General features: G+C 71.4%; 21 protein-coding genes. 9 read left to right on the forward strand and 12 right to left on the reverse strand.

Features of this window, described 5'->3' with window-relative positions; translation table 11 throughout:
* Positions 1-184: 184 nt before the first annotated feature.
* From VF746_24270 to VF746_24300, 7 genes are all read right to left on the reverse strand, one after another.
* Positions 185-868, reverse strand: a complete 684-nt coding sequence (locus VF746_24270; protein HEX8695551.1) for an HAD family acid phosphatase — start codon at positions 866-868, stop codon at positions 185-187.
* A 46-nt stretch (positions 869-914) separates the two neighbouring features.
* Positions 915-1,055, reverse strand: a complete 141-nt coding sequence (locus VF746_24275) for a hypothetical protein (GenBank protein HEX8695552.1) — start codon at positions 1,053-1,055, stop codon at positions 915-917.
* A 35-nt stretch (positions 1,056-1,090) separates the two neighbouring features.
* Positions 1,091-1,816 carry an SDR family oxidoreductase gene (locus VF746_24280; GenBank protein HEX8695553.1) on the reverse strand — a complete coding sequence of 242 codons (726 nt, stop codon included), beginning with the start codon at positions 1,814-1,816 and terminating at the stop codon, positions 1,091-1,093.
* Between the two features lie 337 nt (positions 1,817-2,153).
* Positions 2,154-2,333: a hypothetical protein gene (locus VF746_24285; GenBank protein ID HEX8695554.1), complete on the reverse strand. Its 180-nt coding sequence runs from the start codon at positions 2,331-2,333 to the stop codon at positions 2,154-2,156.
* A gap of 258 nt (positions 2,334-2,591) precedes the next feature.
* Complete coding sequence (locus VF746_24290) at positions 2,592-2,897, reverse strand: hypothetical protein (protein HEX8695555.1); 306 nt, start codon at positions 2,895-2,897, stop codon at positions 2,592-2,594.
* Between the two features lie 81 nt (positions 2,898-2,978).
* A complete protein-coding gene (locus VF746_24295; protein HEX8695556.1) occupies positions 2,979-3,155 on the reverse strand; it encodes a hypothetical protein in 177 nt (58 codons plus the stop codon).
* A gap of 89 nt (positions 3,156-3,244) precedes the next feature.
* On the reverse strand, positions 3,245-3,664 hold the full coding sequence (locus VF746_24300; protein HEX8695557.1) for a DUF983 domain-containing protein: 420 nt from the start codon (positions 3,662-3,664) through the stop codon (positions 3,245-3,247).
* A gap of 236 nt (positions 3,665-3,900) precedes the next feature.
* Here VF746_24300 and VF746_24305 point away from each other — a divergent pair, with 236 nt between their 5' ends.
* Positions 3,901-4,092 (forward strand): hypothetical protein, encoded by a 192-nt coding sequence (locus VF746_24305; protein HEX8695558.1) that lies wholly within the window; start codon positions 3,901-3,903, stop codon positions 4,090-4,092.
* A gap of 14 nt (positions 4,093-4,106) precedes the next feature.
* On the opposite strand, the gene VF746_24310 is transcribed toward VF746_24305, so the two are convergent.
* The gene (locus VF746_24310) at positions 4,107-5,093 is read right to left on the reverse strand and encodes a hypothetical protein (protein HEX8695559.1); all 987 of its coding nucleotides are present in this window, start codon (positions 5,091-5,093) and stop codon (positions 4,107-4,109) included.
* A 216-nt stretch (positions 5,094-5,309) separates the two neighbouring features.
* Here VF746_24310 and VF746_24315 point away from each other — a divergent pair, with 216 nt between their 5' ends.
* A complete protein-coding gene (locus tag VF746_24315; protein HEX8695560.1) occupies positions 5,310-5,915 on the forward strand; it encodes an SIS domain-containing protein in 606 nt (201 codons plus the stop codon).
* Positions 5,916-5,982: 67 nt separating this feature from the next.
* Complete coding sequence (locus VF746_24320; protein HEX8695561.1) at positions 5,983-6,462, forward strand: hypothetical protein; 480 nt, start codon at positions 5,983-5,985, stop codon at positions 6,460-6,462.
* A gap of 142 nt (positions 6,463-6,604) precedes the next feature.
* On the opposite strand, the gene VF746_24325 is transcribed toward VF746_24320, so the two are convergent.
* Complete coding sequence (locus tag VF746_24325; protein HEX8695562.1) at positions 6,605-6,892, reverse strand: hypothetical protein; 288 nt, start codon at positions 6,890-6,892, stop codon at positions 6,605-6,607.
* Positions 6,893-7,107: 215 nt separating this feature from the next.
* On the opposite strand from VF746_24325, the gene VF746_24330 reads away from it, so the two are divergent.
* From VF746_24330 to VF746_24340, 3 genes are all read left to right on the forward strand, one after another.
* Entirely contained in the window at positions 7,108-7,854 is a 747-nt protein-coding gene (locus VF746_24330) for an MBL fold metallo-hydrolase (protein HEX8695563.1), read from the forward strand.
* Positions 7,844-8,503 carry a M15 family metallopeptidase gene (locus VF746_24335; protein ID HEX8695564.1) on the forward strand — a complete coding sequence of 220 codons (660 nt, stop codon included), beginning with the start codon at positions 7,844-7,846 and terminating at the stop codon, positions 8,501-8,503. The genes VF746_24330 and VF746_24335 overlap by 11 nt, the downstream gene beginning before the upstream one ends.
* A 116-nt stretch (positions 8,504-8,619) precedes the next feature.
* A complete protein-coding gene (locus VF746_24340; GenBank protein ID HEX8695565.1) occupies positions 8,620-9,036 on the forward strand; it encodes a hypothetical protein in 417 nt (138 codons plus the stop codon).
* 84 nt (positions 9,037-9,120) lie between these two features.
* Here VF746_24340 and VF746_24345 read toward each other — a convergent pair whose 3' ends face one another.
* The 3 genes from VF746_24345 to VF746_24355 form a co-directional block, all read right to left on the reverse strand.
* Entirely contained in the window at positions 9,121-9,531 is a 411-nt protein-coding gene (locus VF746_24345) for a putative toxin-antitoxin system toxin component, PIN family (GenBank protein ID HEX8695566.1), read from the reverse strand.
* Positions 9,528-9,746: a ribbon-helix-helix protein, CopG family gene (locus tag VF746_24350; protein HEX8695567.1), complete on the reverse strand. Its 219-nt coding sequence runs from the start codon at positions 9,744-9,746 to the stop codon at positions 9,528-9,530. Before VF746_24350 ends, VF746_24345 begins: the two co-directional genes overlap by 4 nt.
* A 112-nt stretch (positions 9,747-9,858) precedes the next feature.
* Positions 9,859-11,889, reverse strand: a complete 2,031-nt coding sequence (locus VF746_24355; protein HEX8695568.1) for an EAL domain-containing protein — start codon at positions 11,887-11,889, stop codon at positions 9,859-9,861.
* Positions 11,890-12,723: 834 nt separating this feature from the next.
* Between VF746_24355 and VF746_24360 the strand changes: the two genes are divergently transcribed.
* From VF746_24360 to VF746_24370, 3 genes are all read left to right on the forward strand, one after another.
* Entirely contained in the window at positions 12,724-14,259 is a 1,536-nt protein-coding gene (locus tag VF746_24360; GenBank protein ID HEX8695569.1) for a sulfatase, read from the forward strand.
* Positions 14,260-14,459: 200 nt separating this feature from the next.
* On the forward strand, positions 14,460-14,804 hold the full coding sequence (locus VF746_24365; GenBank protein ID HEX8695570.1) for a hypothetical protein: 345 nt from the start codon (positions 14,460-14,462) through the stop codon (positions 14,802-14,804).
* Positions 14,805-14,882: 78 nt separating this feature from the next.
* The gene (locus tag VF746_24370) at positions 14,883-15,140 is read left to right on the forward strand and encodes a hypothetical protein (GenBank protein ID HEX8695571.1); all 258 of its coding nucleotides are present in this window, start codon (positions 14,883-14,885) and stop codon (positions 15,138-15,140) included.
* Positions 15,141-15,203: the final 63 nt, after the last annotated feature.

Below are 15,203 nucleotides of genomic sequence, written 5' to 3' on the forward strand. Positions count from 1 at the left end.
TATTCATCCAGCGTCTCCGGAAACAGCACCTGCTGATCCCGGTCAACCCCGGTGATGTAGCCCATGCTCGCTCCCTGGCTGGCTGTGGGATCGCCAGCAATTTACCTCGCAGGAGACAGTTTTGACACAGTCTGGGCCTCAGAATGACAGCGAGCACCAGCGGATTTTCCGGATCCTGTATCAGCTAGTCGCTCTTCCGCTCCGGCTTCTTCTCCCGCGTGGCCTTCGCCGCGCGCCGCTTCCCGCGCTCGGTGGCCTTCTTCGCGGGCGTGGCCTTCGCGCGCGAGGGGCGGGCGGGCTTGCGGGCGGCGGGGCGCTGCGGACGCTGCCGCGCCTCCTCTTCCTCGCGCTCCTCGCGGCGCTCCACCAGCTCGTCCTGCCCGGCGTCGAGCGCCTCCAGCGCCTCGGCGGCGGCCTCCATCCCGGCGCCGTAGAGGAACACCGGCAGGGCGGCCTCGCGCAGGGCGTCGGCCACGTCGATGCGGTCCTCGAAGGCGCACACCAGCTCGTACTCGCGCCTGAGCGCCTCGATCACCTCCACCTTGAACGGCCCCGACGGGCGGAAGTCGCCGGGCGGGCGCATCAGCAGGCGGTCGTACTCGGTGAGGCCGTTCGCCTTCAGCCACCGCTCCGTCTTTCGGCGCGTGTACTCGGGCCGCCCGGTGAGGAAGACGATGCGCAGCCCCGCCCGGTGCAGCGCGCGCAGCACCTCCATCGACGCGGCGATCGGCGGGTCTTCGTCGATGGCGTCGAAGTACGACCTCCAGTCGCGCTTCTTCCCCTGCTCCACCTCCACGAAGTGCGCGCGCGCCCGGTCGTCGGAGAGCGTGCCGTCCAGGTCCCAGACGACGGCCTTCGGCTTCTTCACCCGGCTCATCGGCTTCCCCGCCGGAGGTGGACCACGCCCCGGGGCGTCAGCCGAGCTCCGGCGGCGCGTCGTCGCGCGGGCGGCGCCGGACGGCGTGGAAGACGGCGAGCCCCGCGAGCGCCACCGCGAGGAGGGCGACCGCCGGCCAGTTCACCTCGACCCAGATCTTTCCGAAGTCCAGCTGCATGGGTGCCTCCCTGTCCGGGTGAGCGCCGCACTGCATCACCGCCTGGGCGGGCGCGTGGGGCGGATCTCCACGCGCGACACCAGCGACCGCGAGGGGAGTGCCAGCAGGTCCAGCACCACCTGGGCGATGTCTTCGGGCTGGATCTTCCAGGCGTCGGCCTCGCCGGGGGTGTGCTGGTTGAAGTAGGTGGCCACGCTGCCGGGCATGATGTAGTTGACGCGGATGCCGTGGTGCCGCACGTCCAGCATCAGCGCCTCGCTGAAGCCCACCAGGCCGAACTTGCTGGCGTTGTAGGCCGCCCCGTTCGCCATGGGGTTCTTCCCCGCCAGCGAGGCGATGTTGATGATCCAGGCGTCGCCGCTCTTCTTCAGGTGCGGGATGGCCTCGTGGCAGCAGTAGAAGACGCCGCTCAGGTTGGTGTCGATCACCGCGTCCCAGCGCTCGGGCGTCATCTCGTCCACCGGGGCGAAGTCGCCGATCCCGGCGTTGTTCACCAGCACGTCCAGCCCGCCCAGCTCGCGCACGGTGACCTCCACCAGCCGGCGCACGTCGTCCAGCTTCCCCACGTCGCAGGGGATGCCCAGCACCTTGCCGGCGCCCGCGCTCTCCAGCCGCCGGGCCGCCTCGGTGACCTCGGCCGGCTTGCGCGCCGAGACCACCACGTTGGCGCCGGCCCCCGCCAGCGCCTCGGCGATGGAGAAGCCGATCCCCTTGCTGCTCCCCGTCACGATTGCCGTCCTGCCCCGCAGATCCACCGCCATCGTCCCGCTCTCCCGTGCTGGTGTCCGCCCGTAATGCCGCCGCGCCCGTGCCCTGCAAAAGGCGCGGCACCCCGCCCACACGCAAGCACCGGGTAGAAGTGAAACGGGCGAGCCGTGACAGCCCGCCCGTTCAGAATCCAGCCGAAGACCGGAGACTACCCGCGCTCACGACTGGCATCCGATTCCGCACGACGCCTCCGGATCTCGGCCCACTCACGAGCGCGCTCGAGTGTTGCCTGGCGCTCGGCCGTGTCGTCAGGCGGACGCCGCATTTCCTCCTCGACTTCGCGCGAGCCTTCGTCGCTCAGCGGCGGCGTGCGTTCGGTGCTGCACATCGTTACTCGTCCGCGCGCTGCCGCTGTTCGGATTCTGCCCGGCGCTTTCGCCGCTCCGCGATTTGTTCGACAAGAGCGAACATGCGACGGCGCCCGGGCGTGTCGGCAGGTGGTCGGCTCATCTCCTCCTCGACTTCACGCGAGCCTTCGTCGCTCAGCGGCGGGGTGCGTTCGGTGCTCATGGTCAACCCTCAGGGAGTGGGTGAGTGACACGTAAGTCCAATCGCATGCTGACCGCCACCTGCTGGGGATCGCGGCCATGTCGGATCGCATCTTCCACCCGCTCAGCCTGGCGAGTCCGGTTCACCACGAATCCGATTCGCCCATACCACTCGACGAGATCCGGATTTGAATCGAGCGAAACGTACCGGCACGCGACGCGTTCACCGACATCCATTGCGAGAGAGATGGCAAACCCGACCGCAAACCTGCCGAGTCCTTCAACCCTGGAAGCGCGAGTCTACACCCATCTGTCCAAGTTTGAGCGCACTGACGTAGCGATACGGGATCGACCCGCGCTCACTACGGCTGAGCGAAAGCGAATCCATCAGCACCGTGGCATACGCCGCCAGCCTGCCATCCCTGAAAAACAGATAGGTAGTCGAGAGTGAGTCCTGCTGCTCCGGCCACGCGCGCTCGTACAGAAAGGCATTCTGTTCCGGCCGATGACAGTCGAAGCCAAAAGGTGGGAATCCGTCCAGCTTCTGTTGCTCGAGATCTTCGAAGACTGGGAATGATCCGAACATGGAGAGTGACGGCGGTGGCGTAAACAAAGCGGGCGGGTCGTCGGACCCGCCCGTCAATTCCAGTGATCAACTACAGCGCAACTACTTGCCCGCGCGCACATCGGCTTCGGCGGCGCGGCGCTTTCGCCACTCCGTGATTTGCCGCACAAGTTCGAAGGTCGCCCGGCGCTCGGGCGTGTCCGCCGGCGGGCGGCGCATTTCTTCTTCGACTTCGCGCGAGCCTTCGTCGCTCAACGGCGGGGTGCGTTCGGTGCTCATCGTCTCTCCCGGCGGTAGACGTCCAGTCCGTCCGTTCCAATATCGGACGAAAGCTCCCGCCGGTCAACGGGCGCGGGGCCTTTCGCCAGTTAACCGCCACCGCGGGCACGCGCCAGCTCCTCGGGGCTCGGCGGGTGGAGCATGAGGTCAAAGGCCAGCCAGAGCGTCTTCGAGAAGGGGTAGAAGAGGAACGGCCCCGCCGCCATCAGGGCCAGGCCGCCCCACTGGATGAAGCTCCAGGGCACGTCCGGCCAGGTGGCGATCATCAGCCCCACCAGCAGCAGCGCCAGGAAGCCCTCGGGGATCACCAGGTTGAACATCATGGCGCCCAGGAAGAAGTCGTGCTCGCCGCGCTCGGGGTGCAGCCCGCAGCGGGGGCACTCCGGCGCCAGGCGGAACCACGACTTGAGCAGCGGGCCGCCGCCGCAGAGCGGGCAGCGCAGCCGCATCGCCCTCGCCGCCCGCAGCCACAGGGACGGCAGCACGGGGCGCCTCGAAGCATCGTTCATCTGCATTTATCTCCAGCTCCGGCATCGACATGGGAGGGCCCAGCAAGACCCGTGAAAGGTCCTGGAGCAGGCCGGCGCGATCAAGCGGGGGAGCGGAGGACGCAGCGTCGGGCAACTCCCCACACCTGCCCGGTGTGGCGGCCCCCGGCTTGCCGGAAATGGGCGTGGAGACTAGCTTGGCACCGTTCCAGGACGCCCGGCGGATCACCCAAGCGCAAGAGAATCGGAGACCGGAGATGAAGTTCGCACTGATCGGAGCCGTGCTGATCACGCTCCCCGCGGTGGCCGCGCTGATCTACGGGCTGATCTGGGGGCCCAAGTGGCTCATCTTCGCGGCCCTGGCGAGCTTCTCGATCAACACGCTCCCGTTCCTGGCGGCGGGCTTCCTGATGCGCAAGCAGCACCAGGACGCCGACCTGAGCCACTGAAGGCCCGCGCCGGCTCAGCGCGCGATCCGGATCTCCCGCGGGTAGAGGAGCCACAGGCGCCCCCCGACGTCGAACGCGGCGTCGCGGGGCGCCTGCTTCGTCCGCCCCACCACCGCGCCCGTGCGCGCGTCGAGCACCCGCACCCCGTCCTCGCGCGACAGCACCGCCACCCGCGCGCCCGAGGGCGACACGCGCAGCGCGTCGACCCCGCCGAACCCCAGCCCCGTGACGTCGGTGGACCAGAGCCGCGCCAGCCCCTGCGGCCCGTGGCGCAGCGCCACCACGTCGCCGCCCGAGAGCGCGTAGAGGGAGTTGTCGGGCCCCGGCTCCAGCGCGCGCACCGGCTCTCCCGTGGCGAAGGTGGAGAGGACGCGTCCGCTCTGCGCGTCGCGCACCTGCACGGCGGGCTCCACGTCGTGCCGGCCGCTCCCCTCCAGCGCCACGTACACGCGGTCGCCCAGCGCCGACACCGCCAGCGCCGACACGGGCGAGCCGGCGTCGGGCCACCCCCAGCGCGGCGCCAGGCTGTCGGCCCCCAGGCCCAGCACCCCGCCCCCGCCCGTGGCGGCGTAGATCCACCGTCCGCGCGGGTCGCGCGCCACGGGCGCCTCCAGCCGCCGGGTGCCGAAGCGCCGCCGCGTGGCGGGGTCGATCAGCGCCAGCGTGGGCCCGGCGCGCACGTACAGGCGCTCGCCGCGGGTCCAGAGCACGCGCGGCGCCAGCGGACCGCCCGCCGCCAGCCGGGCCAGCGGCCGCCCCACCGAGTCGACGCCCGTGAGCCGCCCCGGCTCGCCGATCCAGGCGCGCTCCAGCGAGTCGACCGCGAGCGTCGCCCCGGCCGCCACGCTGTCGGGGAGCGGGATCGTGCGCAGAACGCGCAGCTCGCCCTCGCCCCCGCCGCACGCGGCGGCGAGGGCCGCGAGCGCCAGGACGGCGGCGCGCAGCCACGGGAAGCGGCGGTCGGTCGGGAGCTTCGGCACCGGCGCAGCGGGGTCGGTCATCCGGGACGGGTCACGCCGGCAAAGGACGGGATGTCAGCGCGCGAGGCAAGTCGCCCGACCGGCCCCCGTGCGGGAACCGGGCCAGACCAGCGCGGCGGGCGGATTCCCCGCACCCCGTACCCCGTACCTCGTACCGTACTCTCGTACTTTCGTACTTCCGTACTCTCGCACTTTCGCACTCTCGCACTTTCGCACTTTCTCGCTAAATTCCCGCCCGTGCCCGACCGCCCGACCACCGACCCGCTCGGCCTGATCCACGGCGCGCTGGACGAGAGCGCGCGCGTCACCCTCGCCCTGCGCGACCTGGCGCCCGGCGTGCTGCGGGTGGCCACGCGCATCGCCGATGCCTTCCGCGCGGGCGGGCGGCTGTACGCGTGCGGCAACGGCGGCTCGGCGTGCGACGCCATGCACCTGGTGGAGGAGCTGGTGGCGCGCTACAAGCGCGAGCGCCCCGGGCTGCCGGCGCACCACCTGCTGGACGCGCCCACGCTCACCTGCTGGAGCAACGACTACGACTTCGCCACGGCCTTCAGCCGCCAGGTGGAGACGCTGGTGCGCGCGGGCGACGTGCTGGTGGCCATCAGCACCAGCGGCAGCTCGCCGAACGTGGTGGCCGCCGTGGAGGCCGCCAACGCGCGCGGCGCGCTCACCGTGGGGCTGCTGGGCCGGGGCGGCGGGCGGCTGGCGGCGCTCTGCGTGGAGCCGCTGGTGGTGCCCTCCGACGACACCGAGCGCGTCCAGGAGGCGCACATCACGCTCATCCACCTGCTGTGCGAGCTGGTGGAGCGCACCCTGTTCCCCTCCGCCGTCACGCCCGGCTGAAGGCGCGCGTTCTCGCCCGGCGCCGGACGAATCCGATCCCCCAGACCATCTCCGCGAACCGACCCTGATGCGCATCCACCGCCTGGTCCCCGCCCTGCTCGCGCTGGTCCCGACCCTGGCCGCCTGCGGGCGCGAGAGCCCGGAGAAGCGGGCCGCCCGCCGCGACGCCCACCGCACGGCCTGCATCGCCGAGGAGCTGGCGCTGCAGGCCAAGGAGCGGCTGGCGTACATGGACACCGCGCTGGCCCGCTCGCGCGGCACGGCGGTGGAGGCGATCTCGGCCGCCAGCTTCCGGTTCGCCTTCGCGATGAAGGACTACGCCGACGCCGCGCTGAAGACCGTCGCCTACCAGGACTCGGCGCTGGCCGCCCGCTCGCGCGAAGACTCGGTGCGCTACGCCGGCCTCGCGACGCGTTCCCGCCCGCCCGCGCCGGCGGCCAGGAGCGTGGAGGCGAACGCGGCGCAGCGCTACGAGGAGGAGCTGGCCGCCGCCTTCGGCAACCCCGCGCATCCGTGCAACCAGGAAGGGGAGGAGGGGGAGAGCTGAGAGCGAGAGTGCCCAGTGCCCAGTGCCCAGTGCCCAGTGGAACGGCGTCGGATCGCGTACTGGGTACTTGGGACTGGGCACTTTCCGGACGCGCCGAGGGCGGGCCCCGTGCAGCGCCCGCCCTCGCTCACGTCCCGGGGGCTCAGTCCTTGTCGTCGTCGTCGTCGCCGCCGGGATAGACGAGCTTGAAGAAGCGGCTGTCGCCCTCGGGCTGGTAGAGGAACTCGAGCCCGCGGTCGTCGAACACCTTGAACCACTCGTCCCAGCCCACCTCTTCCAGGGAGTCCTCGCGGCCGCCGCTGCCTTTGCCCTCGATGAAGTCGATGCGGAGAAGCCCGCCGGTCCCCTCCACGAAGGTCGGGATGCCGCCGCGGGACTCGGCCCACTCGCGGATCTCGTCGTGGTCCCTGGTCCTCTTGGCCGATGCCATGACCCTTCCTCCTCCTCCGTGATCGTCTTACACTGACTGCGCGGCGCGCCGAACTGGCAATTCCCGTTCCGCGCCCGGCGTCCACTGGCGTCACGCTTGCAGCGCGGGCGCCATTCCGCATTTTACCTGCTCCCGACCTGACCCGTACCGACGCACTAACGCACTAACGCACTAACGCACTTTCGCACTTTCGCACTCGACCGGAGACCGACCGCATGCCCGTCCTGCACCTGCTGGGCACCGGGGCCGCCCTGAGCGACGCGAGCCGCACCACCACCATGCTCGCCTTCGAGCACCAGGGGCACACGCTGGTGGTGGACTGCGGCGGCGACGTGGTGCAGCGCCTGCTGATCGCCGGCGTGGACCTCGACTCGATCGAGGCGATGATCGTCACCCACGAGCACGCCGACCACGTGGGCGGCTTTCCGCTCTTCATGGAGAAGATCTGGCTGGCCGGCCGCCGCCGCCCGATCCCCGTGTACGGGATCGAGGCGGCGCTCGCGCAGGCGCGGCGCGCGTGGGAGGCGTTCGACACGCACGACTGGAGGGGCGTCCCCAGGATCGAGTGGCACCGCTTCGCGCACGAGGCCGGCGCCGAGGTGCTCAGCAACGGGCGCTGGCGCGTGACCGCCGCGCCGGGGATCCACCCCGTCCCCGTGGTGGGGCTCCGGGTGGAGGCCGACGGGGGGACGGTGGCCTACTCGTGCGACACCGACCGCGCCGCGGCCATCGCCGAGCTGGCGCGCGGGGCCGACCTCCTGGTGCACGAGGCGATGCGGGAGCGGCTCGAGGGGGTGCACACCAGCTACGCCGACGCGGCCCGGGTGGCACGCGAGGCGGGAGTGAAGCGCCTGGTGCTGGTGCACCTGCCGCCGGGGGTGGGCGAGGCCGACCTGGCGGAGGCGCGCTCGATCTTCGCCGACACGGAGCTGGGGACCGACGGAGGGCGCTATGAGTTCTAGAGGCGCGATGGTGGCCGTGCTCCCGCTGCTGCTGGCGGCGTGCGCGGCCGCGGCGCAGCAGGCCCCCGCGGAGTGCACCGTCCAGCCGGGCGAGGAGCTGGTGGACGTGCGCCAGGTGGACCCCACCATCCGCGTGGACGTGCGCTACGCCACCCCGCACAACTTCACCGGGCAGCGGCTGCCGGGGTACGACGCCCGCGTCGCCCTGCTGCGCCCCGAGGCGGCCGCGGCGCTGGCGCGAGTGCAGCGGCGCCTGCGCGAGGAGGGGCTGGGGCTCAAGGTGTTCGACGCCTACCGCCCCGTGCGGGCGACGCTCGCCATGGTCGACTGGGCGGAGCGCACCGGCAACCGCTGGGTGCTGGACCAGGGGTACGTGGCGCGCGAGAGCGGCCACAACCGCGGCAACACGGTGGACCTCACGCTCGTGCGGCTGGGCAGCGGCCGGGAAGTGCCGATGGGCACGCCCTTCGACACCTTCTCCGAGGCGGCGCACACCGCCAACGCCACCGGCCAGGTGCGGGAGAACCGCATGAAGCTGGTGCGGGCGATGGAGGCCGAGGGCTTCGTCAACTACGACAAGGAGTGGTGGCACTTCCGCCTCCCCGGCGACGCCCGGCCGCTCGACCACCCGCTGGGGTGCTACCGCTAGCCGGCGGACGGGCGAGATTCCGTTTGGTCGCCGGCAGCAGCGCGGATATCTTGAAGAGGTGAGGGTGGATCGGTGGATCCGCCGTCCTCGCCTTCCTCGACTCGCCGGAGGCTCCCATGCGAGCACTGGCATTCTCCCGCCTCGTTCTCGCCGCCGCCATCCTCGCGGCCTGCCTGGCCGCCGCGCCCGCGCTCGCGCAGGAGGGGAGCGCGACGGCGCAGCACCCCCGCGCGGCGCCGCGCGGGAGCCTGATCAAGCTGGAGGAGATCGAGCGCTCGGGGGCGACCGACACCTACGAGCTGGTCCGCAGGCTCCGCCCCGCCTGGTTCCGCGGGGCGCGCGGCGCGTCGTCGCTCGGCGCCCAGCCGGCGGTGGTGGTCTACCTGAACGGCATCCGGCACGGCGGGGCGTCGTCGCTGCGCGACATCCCGCTCGGCCACGTCCGCGAGATCCGCTTCCTGGACGCGCCGGACGCCACCACGCGCTTCGGCATCGGCCACGGCGCGGGCGCGATCGACGTGATCACGCGCTAGATTCGTCAGTCTCCATTGGATGTATGAAGGCCAAGCGCAGTGTGCACCCGGCCTTGATCGCTCTCGATCCCAGAGCGGTCGCAATCAATCCGCGCGATACTTCGTCCAGAAGGTGCGCGGATCGAGGATCTCCAGGCCGGGGACCTTCTCCCGTAACTCAAGGAGATCCTTGTCACCCGTCACGAGGACGTCGGCCCCAGCCGCGAGTGCCGAGGCCAGCACGGGCAAATCACTCTTGTCGCGTATGTCCACCAACGGAAGCGACACCGGAAGTGGTTCAACGTGGTACTCTGAGAGAATCTCCAACAGACGCTGGACTCTGTGCGGAGAGGATTTGAACTTCCTCGCAGCCACACGCGCGACTTCATCGAGAATTACCTCGCCCGTCACGAATTCGAAGTCCAGGTGAGCGAGGACGAGCTCCAGCACATCGAAGCACAGCCCCCGAGTCGCAAAACCGCTCAGGATAACGTTCGTATCCAGGAAAACTCTCACGAGACGTCGCGGAAGACATCTTCGTCCGTCAGATAACCCTGCGCCGCAGCGTCGGCCATCATTTCTCTGCGGAGTTGCCGGACCCTCAAGATCGTGAGTTGCCGCCGCAGCGCGTCGCGGACGACGTCACTGCGGTTCTGACCGCTCTCCCGGCAGTACTCGTCGAGGGTACGCTCCAGAGCGTCGTCCAGGCGGATCGTCAGCGGGGCTCCCATTCGAACTCTCCCGTTGTACTACATTGTCGTACACCCAAGCGCAAATTATCAGAACGCAAGACTTGGTGCAAGTCCTTGGCTGTGATCGAGAAATGCCTCGGGTGAAGCAGCGCTACCAGCGCGGGTCGGCCTCCAGCAGGGCGGCGAGCTGGTCGGGGGGGAGGGCGGGGGCGAAGAGGAAGCCCTGCGCGTACTCGCACCCCAGCGCGCGCAGCTCGGCCAGCTGCTCGGCCGTCTCCACGCCCTCGGCGATCACCGCCAGGCCCAGGTTGCGGGCGATGGTCGCCACCGTGCGCGTGAGCGCCGTTCCCGCACTCTCGCGGCCGATCTCGGCCACGAACGAGCGGTCCACCTTGAGCGCGTCGATCGGCAGCCGGTGCAGCGAGGACAGCGACGAGTAGCCGGTGCCGAAGTCGTCCAGGTACACCCGCGGACCCAGCGCCCGGAGCCGCGCCAGCGTGGCCGCCGCGGCGTCGAAGTTGTCGACGATCACGCTCTCGGTGACCTCCAGCCGCAGGAGCCGCGGGTCCACCCCCGTGTCGTCGAGCGCCGCGCGCACCTGGTCCAGCAGGTCGGCCTGCGCGAACTGCTTGACCGAGAGGTTCACGCTCACGGAGAGCTCCGCCGCCCGCGGGCTCCCGGCCTGCCAGGCCCGCAGCTGCCGGCACGCGTCGGCCACCACCCGCCGGCCGATCGGGAGGATGAGCCCCGTCTCCTCGGCGGGGGGGACGAAGTCGGTGGGCGGGATCCAGCCGCGCTCGGGGTGCCGCCAGCGCAGCAGCGCCTCCACCCCCGCGATCCGCCCCGTGCGCAGGTTCACGATCGGCTGGTAGTGCAGCGTGAACTCCTCGCGCTCCATCCCCTTGCGCAGGTCGGTCTCCATCTGCAGCCGGGTGAGCGCCAGCGCGTGCATCGCCCGGTCGAACAGCTCGTGGCGCCCCGTCCCCGCCGCCTTGGCGCGGTACATCGCCATGTCGGCGTTGCGCAGCAGGTGGTCGGGGCGCCCGTACGCCGTGGAGGAGAGCGCGATGCCGATGCTGGCCGAGGTGAAGACCTCGTAGCCCGAGAGGCTCACCGGCGCGTTGAGGGTGGCCTGGATGCGGTCGGCGGCGCGCAGCGCGTCCTCCACCGCCGAGATGTCGTCCAGCAGCACCGCGAACTCGTCGCCGCCGAAGCGCGCCACCGTGTCGGTCTCGCGCAGGCACCCGGTGAGGCGCCCGGCGACCGCCACCAGCAGCTCGTCGCCCACGGCGTGGCCGAGCGAGTCGTTGACCACCTTGAAGCGGTCCAGGTCCAGGAAGAGCACGGCGAAGAGGTAGCCCTCGCGCCGCTTCTCCTGCAGCACGGCGCGCGCGAGGCGCTCCATGAACAGGTGCCGGTTGGGAAGCCCCGTGAGCGCGTCGTGCAGGGCGTCGTGGCGGAGCTGCTCCTCCACGGCGCGGCGCGCGGTGATGTCGTCGGCGAAGAGGTGGACCACGCCCATCTGCGGGTGCGGGTGGTAGGTCCAGGAGAAGATGCGGTCGTCGACGTCCACCTCGACGGTGCGCAGCACGTGCCCGTGCGTGAGCGCCGTGGACACCAGCTGCCGGTGGTTGCGCGGGAGGAGCCCCGCCTCGAGCGAGGCGCCCACCTCGGCCAGCAGGTGGTGGGTGGCGGGGTTGGCGAAGAGCACCTTCCCCTCGCCGTCGCACTCGATCACCGGGCTGGGGCTCTCGCGGGGGAAGGCGGCCAGGCGCTGCGCCTCTTCCTCGGCGCGGCGGCGCGCGGTGACGTCGTGCACCACCACCACGGCGCCCGCCACTTCGCCGTCGGGGCCGCGGTGCGGCGACCAGCGGGCCGAGACCCAGCCGCGCAGGCCGCCGGCGGCCGTCTGCACGGCCAGGTCGCCCAGGTCGGCGGCCGCGCCGTCGAGCACGCGGCGCAGCACGGCCTCGCCGCCCGGGCCGGCCAGCCCCGAAAGGCACTCCGCCACCGGGCGGCCCAGCACCTCGTCGGCGGCGAGGCCCACCAGCGCCTCCATGGAGTGGTTCCACGCCACCCAGCGCAGCTCGCGGTCGCACGCGGCGATCCCCACCGGCGCGCTGTCGAGCACGGTCTCCACCGTGCCGTCGCGCAGGAGCGCGCCCCCGCCGGTCAGCTCCATGCCTCCTCCGCCGGCGTGACGGCGCCCCACGCCGCGCCCGCTCCGATGCCGCCGATTCTGCGGCGCGGTGTGACCCCAAAGGCGGGGCGCGCGGAGGGTGCGGCCAGGCGTGGCAGGGCGCGGGTCGGGTGCACGGTGCGTAGCGGGTGCGGGCGGTTGCCTGAGAATCGGAAAGTGCGGAAAGGCGACATTCTATCCTGCCGCCGCCCCCGGATACAAGGGCTTCCGGTGGCGGGTAAGGATGGAGGGTCGCGATTCGGCCGGGTGCCCGGAGGAGCGCAAATCCGTTGCCAGGTCGCTCCAGGCGGCGTAAGTGCTTGCGCGGCAACGCCTTCCGCGCACCGGGGCCGCGAGCGGACAATGCATGATGTTCCCGCAATCGGCAGGATTATCGCGAAGTGCGCGGAGTGAGCGAGGGCCGGGCGCGAGGGCAGCAGCGAGGGCCTGAAGGCCCCCGCTGGAACAACGGAAAGCCTCGCCAGGCCCGTACACGGGCGGCATCGGTGCGCGCGAGGCTTCAACGGCACCGGCCGGAGCATCGGTCGCACGCGCGGTCTGGCTCGGAGGGAAACGGCGCGTTATCCTGCGGGCTCGCGCTCGCCTGCGCTGGAAACGGTGGTTATCGGAACTTTATCGGAACTATACCGACAGCTTATCGGAACCGACCGAGCGCGTGACTGTCCACGACGCCGGTATGCGTTAACGGCAATTTATCGGCAATACATCGGCAGTTTAACGGCAACGACCGGGTCTGGGGCGGTGGATTCGAATGCTGCTGCGAAAGAGTGAGAGCAGGAGAGGACCGCCGCCGCTGAATCTATTAAGGACCGACGCATGACGAATCCGATCGACCGGCGCGAGGCGGTGCGGAGGATCGGCGGGGCGGTGGCGGGGCTGGCGCTGCCGGGGCTCGCCGCGCCCGCACACGCCAAGGCGCCGCCGGGGTCGCCGAACGTGATCCTGATCATGACCGACGACCAGCGCGCCGACGCCATGTCCATTGCCGGCAACCCGGTGCTGCGCACGCCGAACATGGACCGCATCGGACGCGAGGGGGTGCGCTTCGCCGAGGCGTTCGTCACCAACGCGCTCTGCGCGCCCAGCCGCGCCTCGGTGCTCACCGGGCTGTACTCGCACGCGCACGGCGTCATCACCAACGGCGGGGGTCCGCGCTACTACAACCAGACGGGACTCAGGCCCGACCAGCTCACCTTCCCCCACCTCTTCCGCGAGGCCGGCTACCACACCGCGCTGGTGGGAAAGTGGCACGTGCTCTCGCCGCCGTACGGCTTCGACACCACCGTGGTCTTCCACCCGCCGGGCGGGCGCTACCACGACCCGGAGATGATCGCCAACGGCGTGCGGGTGAAGATGCGCGGCCACGCCGACGACGTGGTGGGCGACCAGGCGCTCGCCTTCCTCGACGCCCGGCCCCGGGACCGCCCCTTCTGCCTCCTCTGCTGGTTCAAGTCGCCGCACCGCTCGTGGATGCCGGCCGAGCGCTTCGCGCGCGCCTTCGACGACGTGGACGTCCCCGTGCCGCGCACCTTCGAGGACCGCCTGGCCGGCCGCCCCGAGGCCGTGCGCCGCGCCGAGATGGCCATCGCCGACATGCCCGACTTCCGCGACAAGGGAGTGTCGCCGGACCTGCCGTTCGAGGAGCGCAGGCGGCTCAACCTGCAGCACCTGGTGAAGAACTACTACCGCGTGCTGCTGTCGGTGGACGAGAACGTGGGCCGCCTGCTGGAGCGGCTGGACGCCGACGGGCTGGCCGAGAACACCGTCGTGGTCTACACCTCCGACAACGGCTTCTTCCTGGGCGAGCACGGGCTCTTCGACAAGCGGCTGATGTACGAGCCGTCGATCCGCGTGCCGCTGCTGGTCCGCTTCCCGAAGCGCGTCGCGGCCGGGCGGACGGACCGCGCGCACCTGGCGCTCAACGTCGACCTCGCGCCCACGCTGCTGGAGCTGGCGGGGATCCCGGCGCCGGGGTGGATGCAGGGGCGCAGCCTGGCGCCGCTGCTGGAGGGGCGCCAGGCGCCCTGGCGCGACGCGTTCCTGTACGAATACTACGAGTACCCCGCCGAGCACTGCGCGCGGAAGAACCGGGGGATCCGCACCGACCGCTGGAAGCTCATCCACTTCTGGGAGCAGCCCGAGGAGTGGGAGCTGTACGACCTGCGGAGCGACCCCGACGAGACGACCAACCTGGCCTACCGCCGCGAGCACGCCGCCACCGTGCGGACGCTGCGCGCGCGCATGGAGGCGCTCCGCCGCGAGCTGAACGACGCCGACCCGCCCGGGCCGCCCCCCGTCGCCGAGCCCTGCGGCAACGGCGTCAACACCGGCTACGGCCCGCCGGCGGAGTGAGCCGGCGGGCCGCTGGATCCATTCGCTTCCCTCGCCTCACGAATCGCGCTACTTTCTTCCGAGCGTCCGACGCGCTCTCCCCCTCATCCGCTCCGAAGTCGACACGGGGAGAGCGGGTGCGAGACGCGGCGCGTCCGGACGGTCCCCCCTCCCGCCGTCCGGCTCCCGGGCGGACCACCTTCCACGCGGAGAGCGAGCCCATGCGCAAGGTGCGGCTGGTCCTGGAAGACCTCTCGGTCGAGTCGTTCGACACCACGCCCGGCGCGGCGCGGGGGCGCGGCACCGTGCACGGGCGCGCCGACTACTACGCCGTCCCCGCCGAGCCGTACTCGCAGTATCCCGGGCAGTGCGACACCTATCCCAACTGCCCCAGCCCGCTCTGCGTCGACACCCCGCTGGCGAGCTGCGACGACGCGAGCTGCCGCTGGACCTGCGGCGACAGCTGCAACGGCACCTGCGCGAGCTGCCAGTCGTGCGACAGCTGCCGGGACACCTGCGACTACACCTGCGGCGCCTGCATCCCGCCGGAGCCGTACCCCGCCTGAGCGGGCGCGAGGACGAACGAGCTCCGGGCGGCCTTCCCGTGGCCGCCCGGCGGACCCCTTCCACCTGGAGAGTGAGCCATGCGCAAGGTCCGGCTGGTCCTGGAAGACCTCTCGGTCGAGTCGTTCGACACCACGCCCGCCGCGGCGCGGGGGCGCGGCACCGTGCACGGGCGCGCCGACTACGCCGCCGTCCTCGCCGAGCCGTATCCCGAGCAGTACGACACCTATCCCAACTGCCCCAGCCCGCTCTGCGTCGACACGCCGCTGGCGAGCTGTGACGGAAGCTGCCGGCCGGGGTGCGGCGATACGCCGGCGACCGGGCAGCAGCTCGGGTGACGGTCTCCCTGACCGCGTGAGCGCCGGGCGGCCTTCCACGGGCCGCCCGGCGCGTTTCGTCGA

It is taken from the genome of Longimicrobium sp. (assembly GCA_036389795.1).
Classification (GTDB): Bacteria; Gemmatimonadota; Gemmatimonadetes; order Longimicrobiales; family Longimicrobiaceae; genus Longimicrobium.

Coding starts and splice junctions, on each gene's coding strand:
- VF746_24275 (HEX8695552.1), bottom strand. CDS start 1,055: ATGCAGCTGGACTTCGGAAAGATCTGGGTCGAGGTGAACTGGCCGGCG.
- VF746_24280 (HEX8695553.1), bottom strand. CDS start 1,816: ATGGCGGTGGATCTGCGGGGCAGGACGGCAATCGTGACGGGGAGCAGC.
- VF746_24285 (HEX8695554.1), bottom strand. CDS start 2,333: ATGAGCACCGAACGCACCCCGCCGCTGAGCGACGAAGGCTCGCGTGAA.
- VF746_24290 (HEX8695555.1), bottom strand. CDS start 2,897: ATGTTCGGATCATTCCCAGTCTTCGAAGATCTCGAGCAACAGAAGCTG.
- VF746_24295 (HEX8695556.1), bottom strand. CDS start 3,155: ATGAGCACCGAACGCACCCCGCCGTTGAGCGACGAAGGCTCGCGCGAA.
- VF746_24300 (HEX8695557.1), bottom strand. CDS start 3,664: ATGAACGATGCTTCGAGGCGCCCCGTGCTGCCGTCCCTGTGGCTGCGG.
- VF746_24305 (HEX8695558.1), top strand. CDS start 3,901: ATGAAGTTCGCACTGATCGGAGCCGTGCTGATCACGCTCCCCGCGGTG.
- VF746_24310 (HEX8695559.1), bottom strand. CDS start 5,093: ATGACCGACCCCGCTGCGCCGGTGCCGAAGCTCCCGACCGACCGCCGC.
- VF746_24320 (HEX8695561.1), top strand. CDS start 5,983: ATGCGCATCCACCGCCTGGTCCCCGCCCTGCTCGCGCTGGTCCCGACC.
- VF746_24325 (HEX8695562.1), bottom strand. CDS start 6,892: ATGGCATCGGCCAAGAGGACCAGGGACCACGACGAGATCCGCGAGTGG.
- VF746_24330 (HEX8695563.1), top strand. CDS start 7,108: ATGCCCGTCCTGCACCTGCTGGGCACCGGGGCCGCCCTGAGCGACGCG.
- VF746_24335 (HEX8695564.1), top strand. CDS start 7,844: ATGAGTTCTAGAGGCGCGATGGTGGCCGTGCTCCCGCTGCTGCTGGCG.
- VF746_24340 (HEX8695565.1), top strand. CDS start 8,620: ATGCGAGCACTGGCATTCTCCCGCCTCGTTCTCGCCGCCGCCATCCTC.
- VF746_24350 (HEX8695567.1), bottom strand. CDS start 9,746: ATGGGAGCCCCGCTGACGATCCGCCTGGACGACGCTCTGGAGCGTACC.
- VF746_24355 (HEX8695568.1), bottom strand. CDS start 11,889: ATGGAGCTGACCGGCGGGGGCGCGCTCCTGCGCGACGGCACGGTGGAG.
- VF746_24360 (HEX8695569.1), top strand. CDS start 12,724: ATGACGAATCCGATCGACCGGCGCGAGGCGGTGCGGAGGATCGGCGGG.
- VF746_24365 (HEX8695570.1), top strand. CDS start 14,460: ATGCGCAAGGTGCGGCTGGTCCTGGAAGACCTCTCGGTCGAGTCGTTC.
- VF746_24370 (HEX8695571.1), top strand. CDS start 14,883: ATGCGCAAGGTCCGGCTGGTCCTGGAAGACCTCTCGGTCGAGTCGTTC.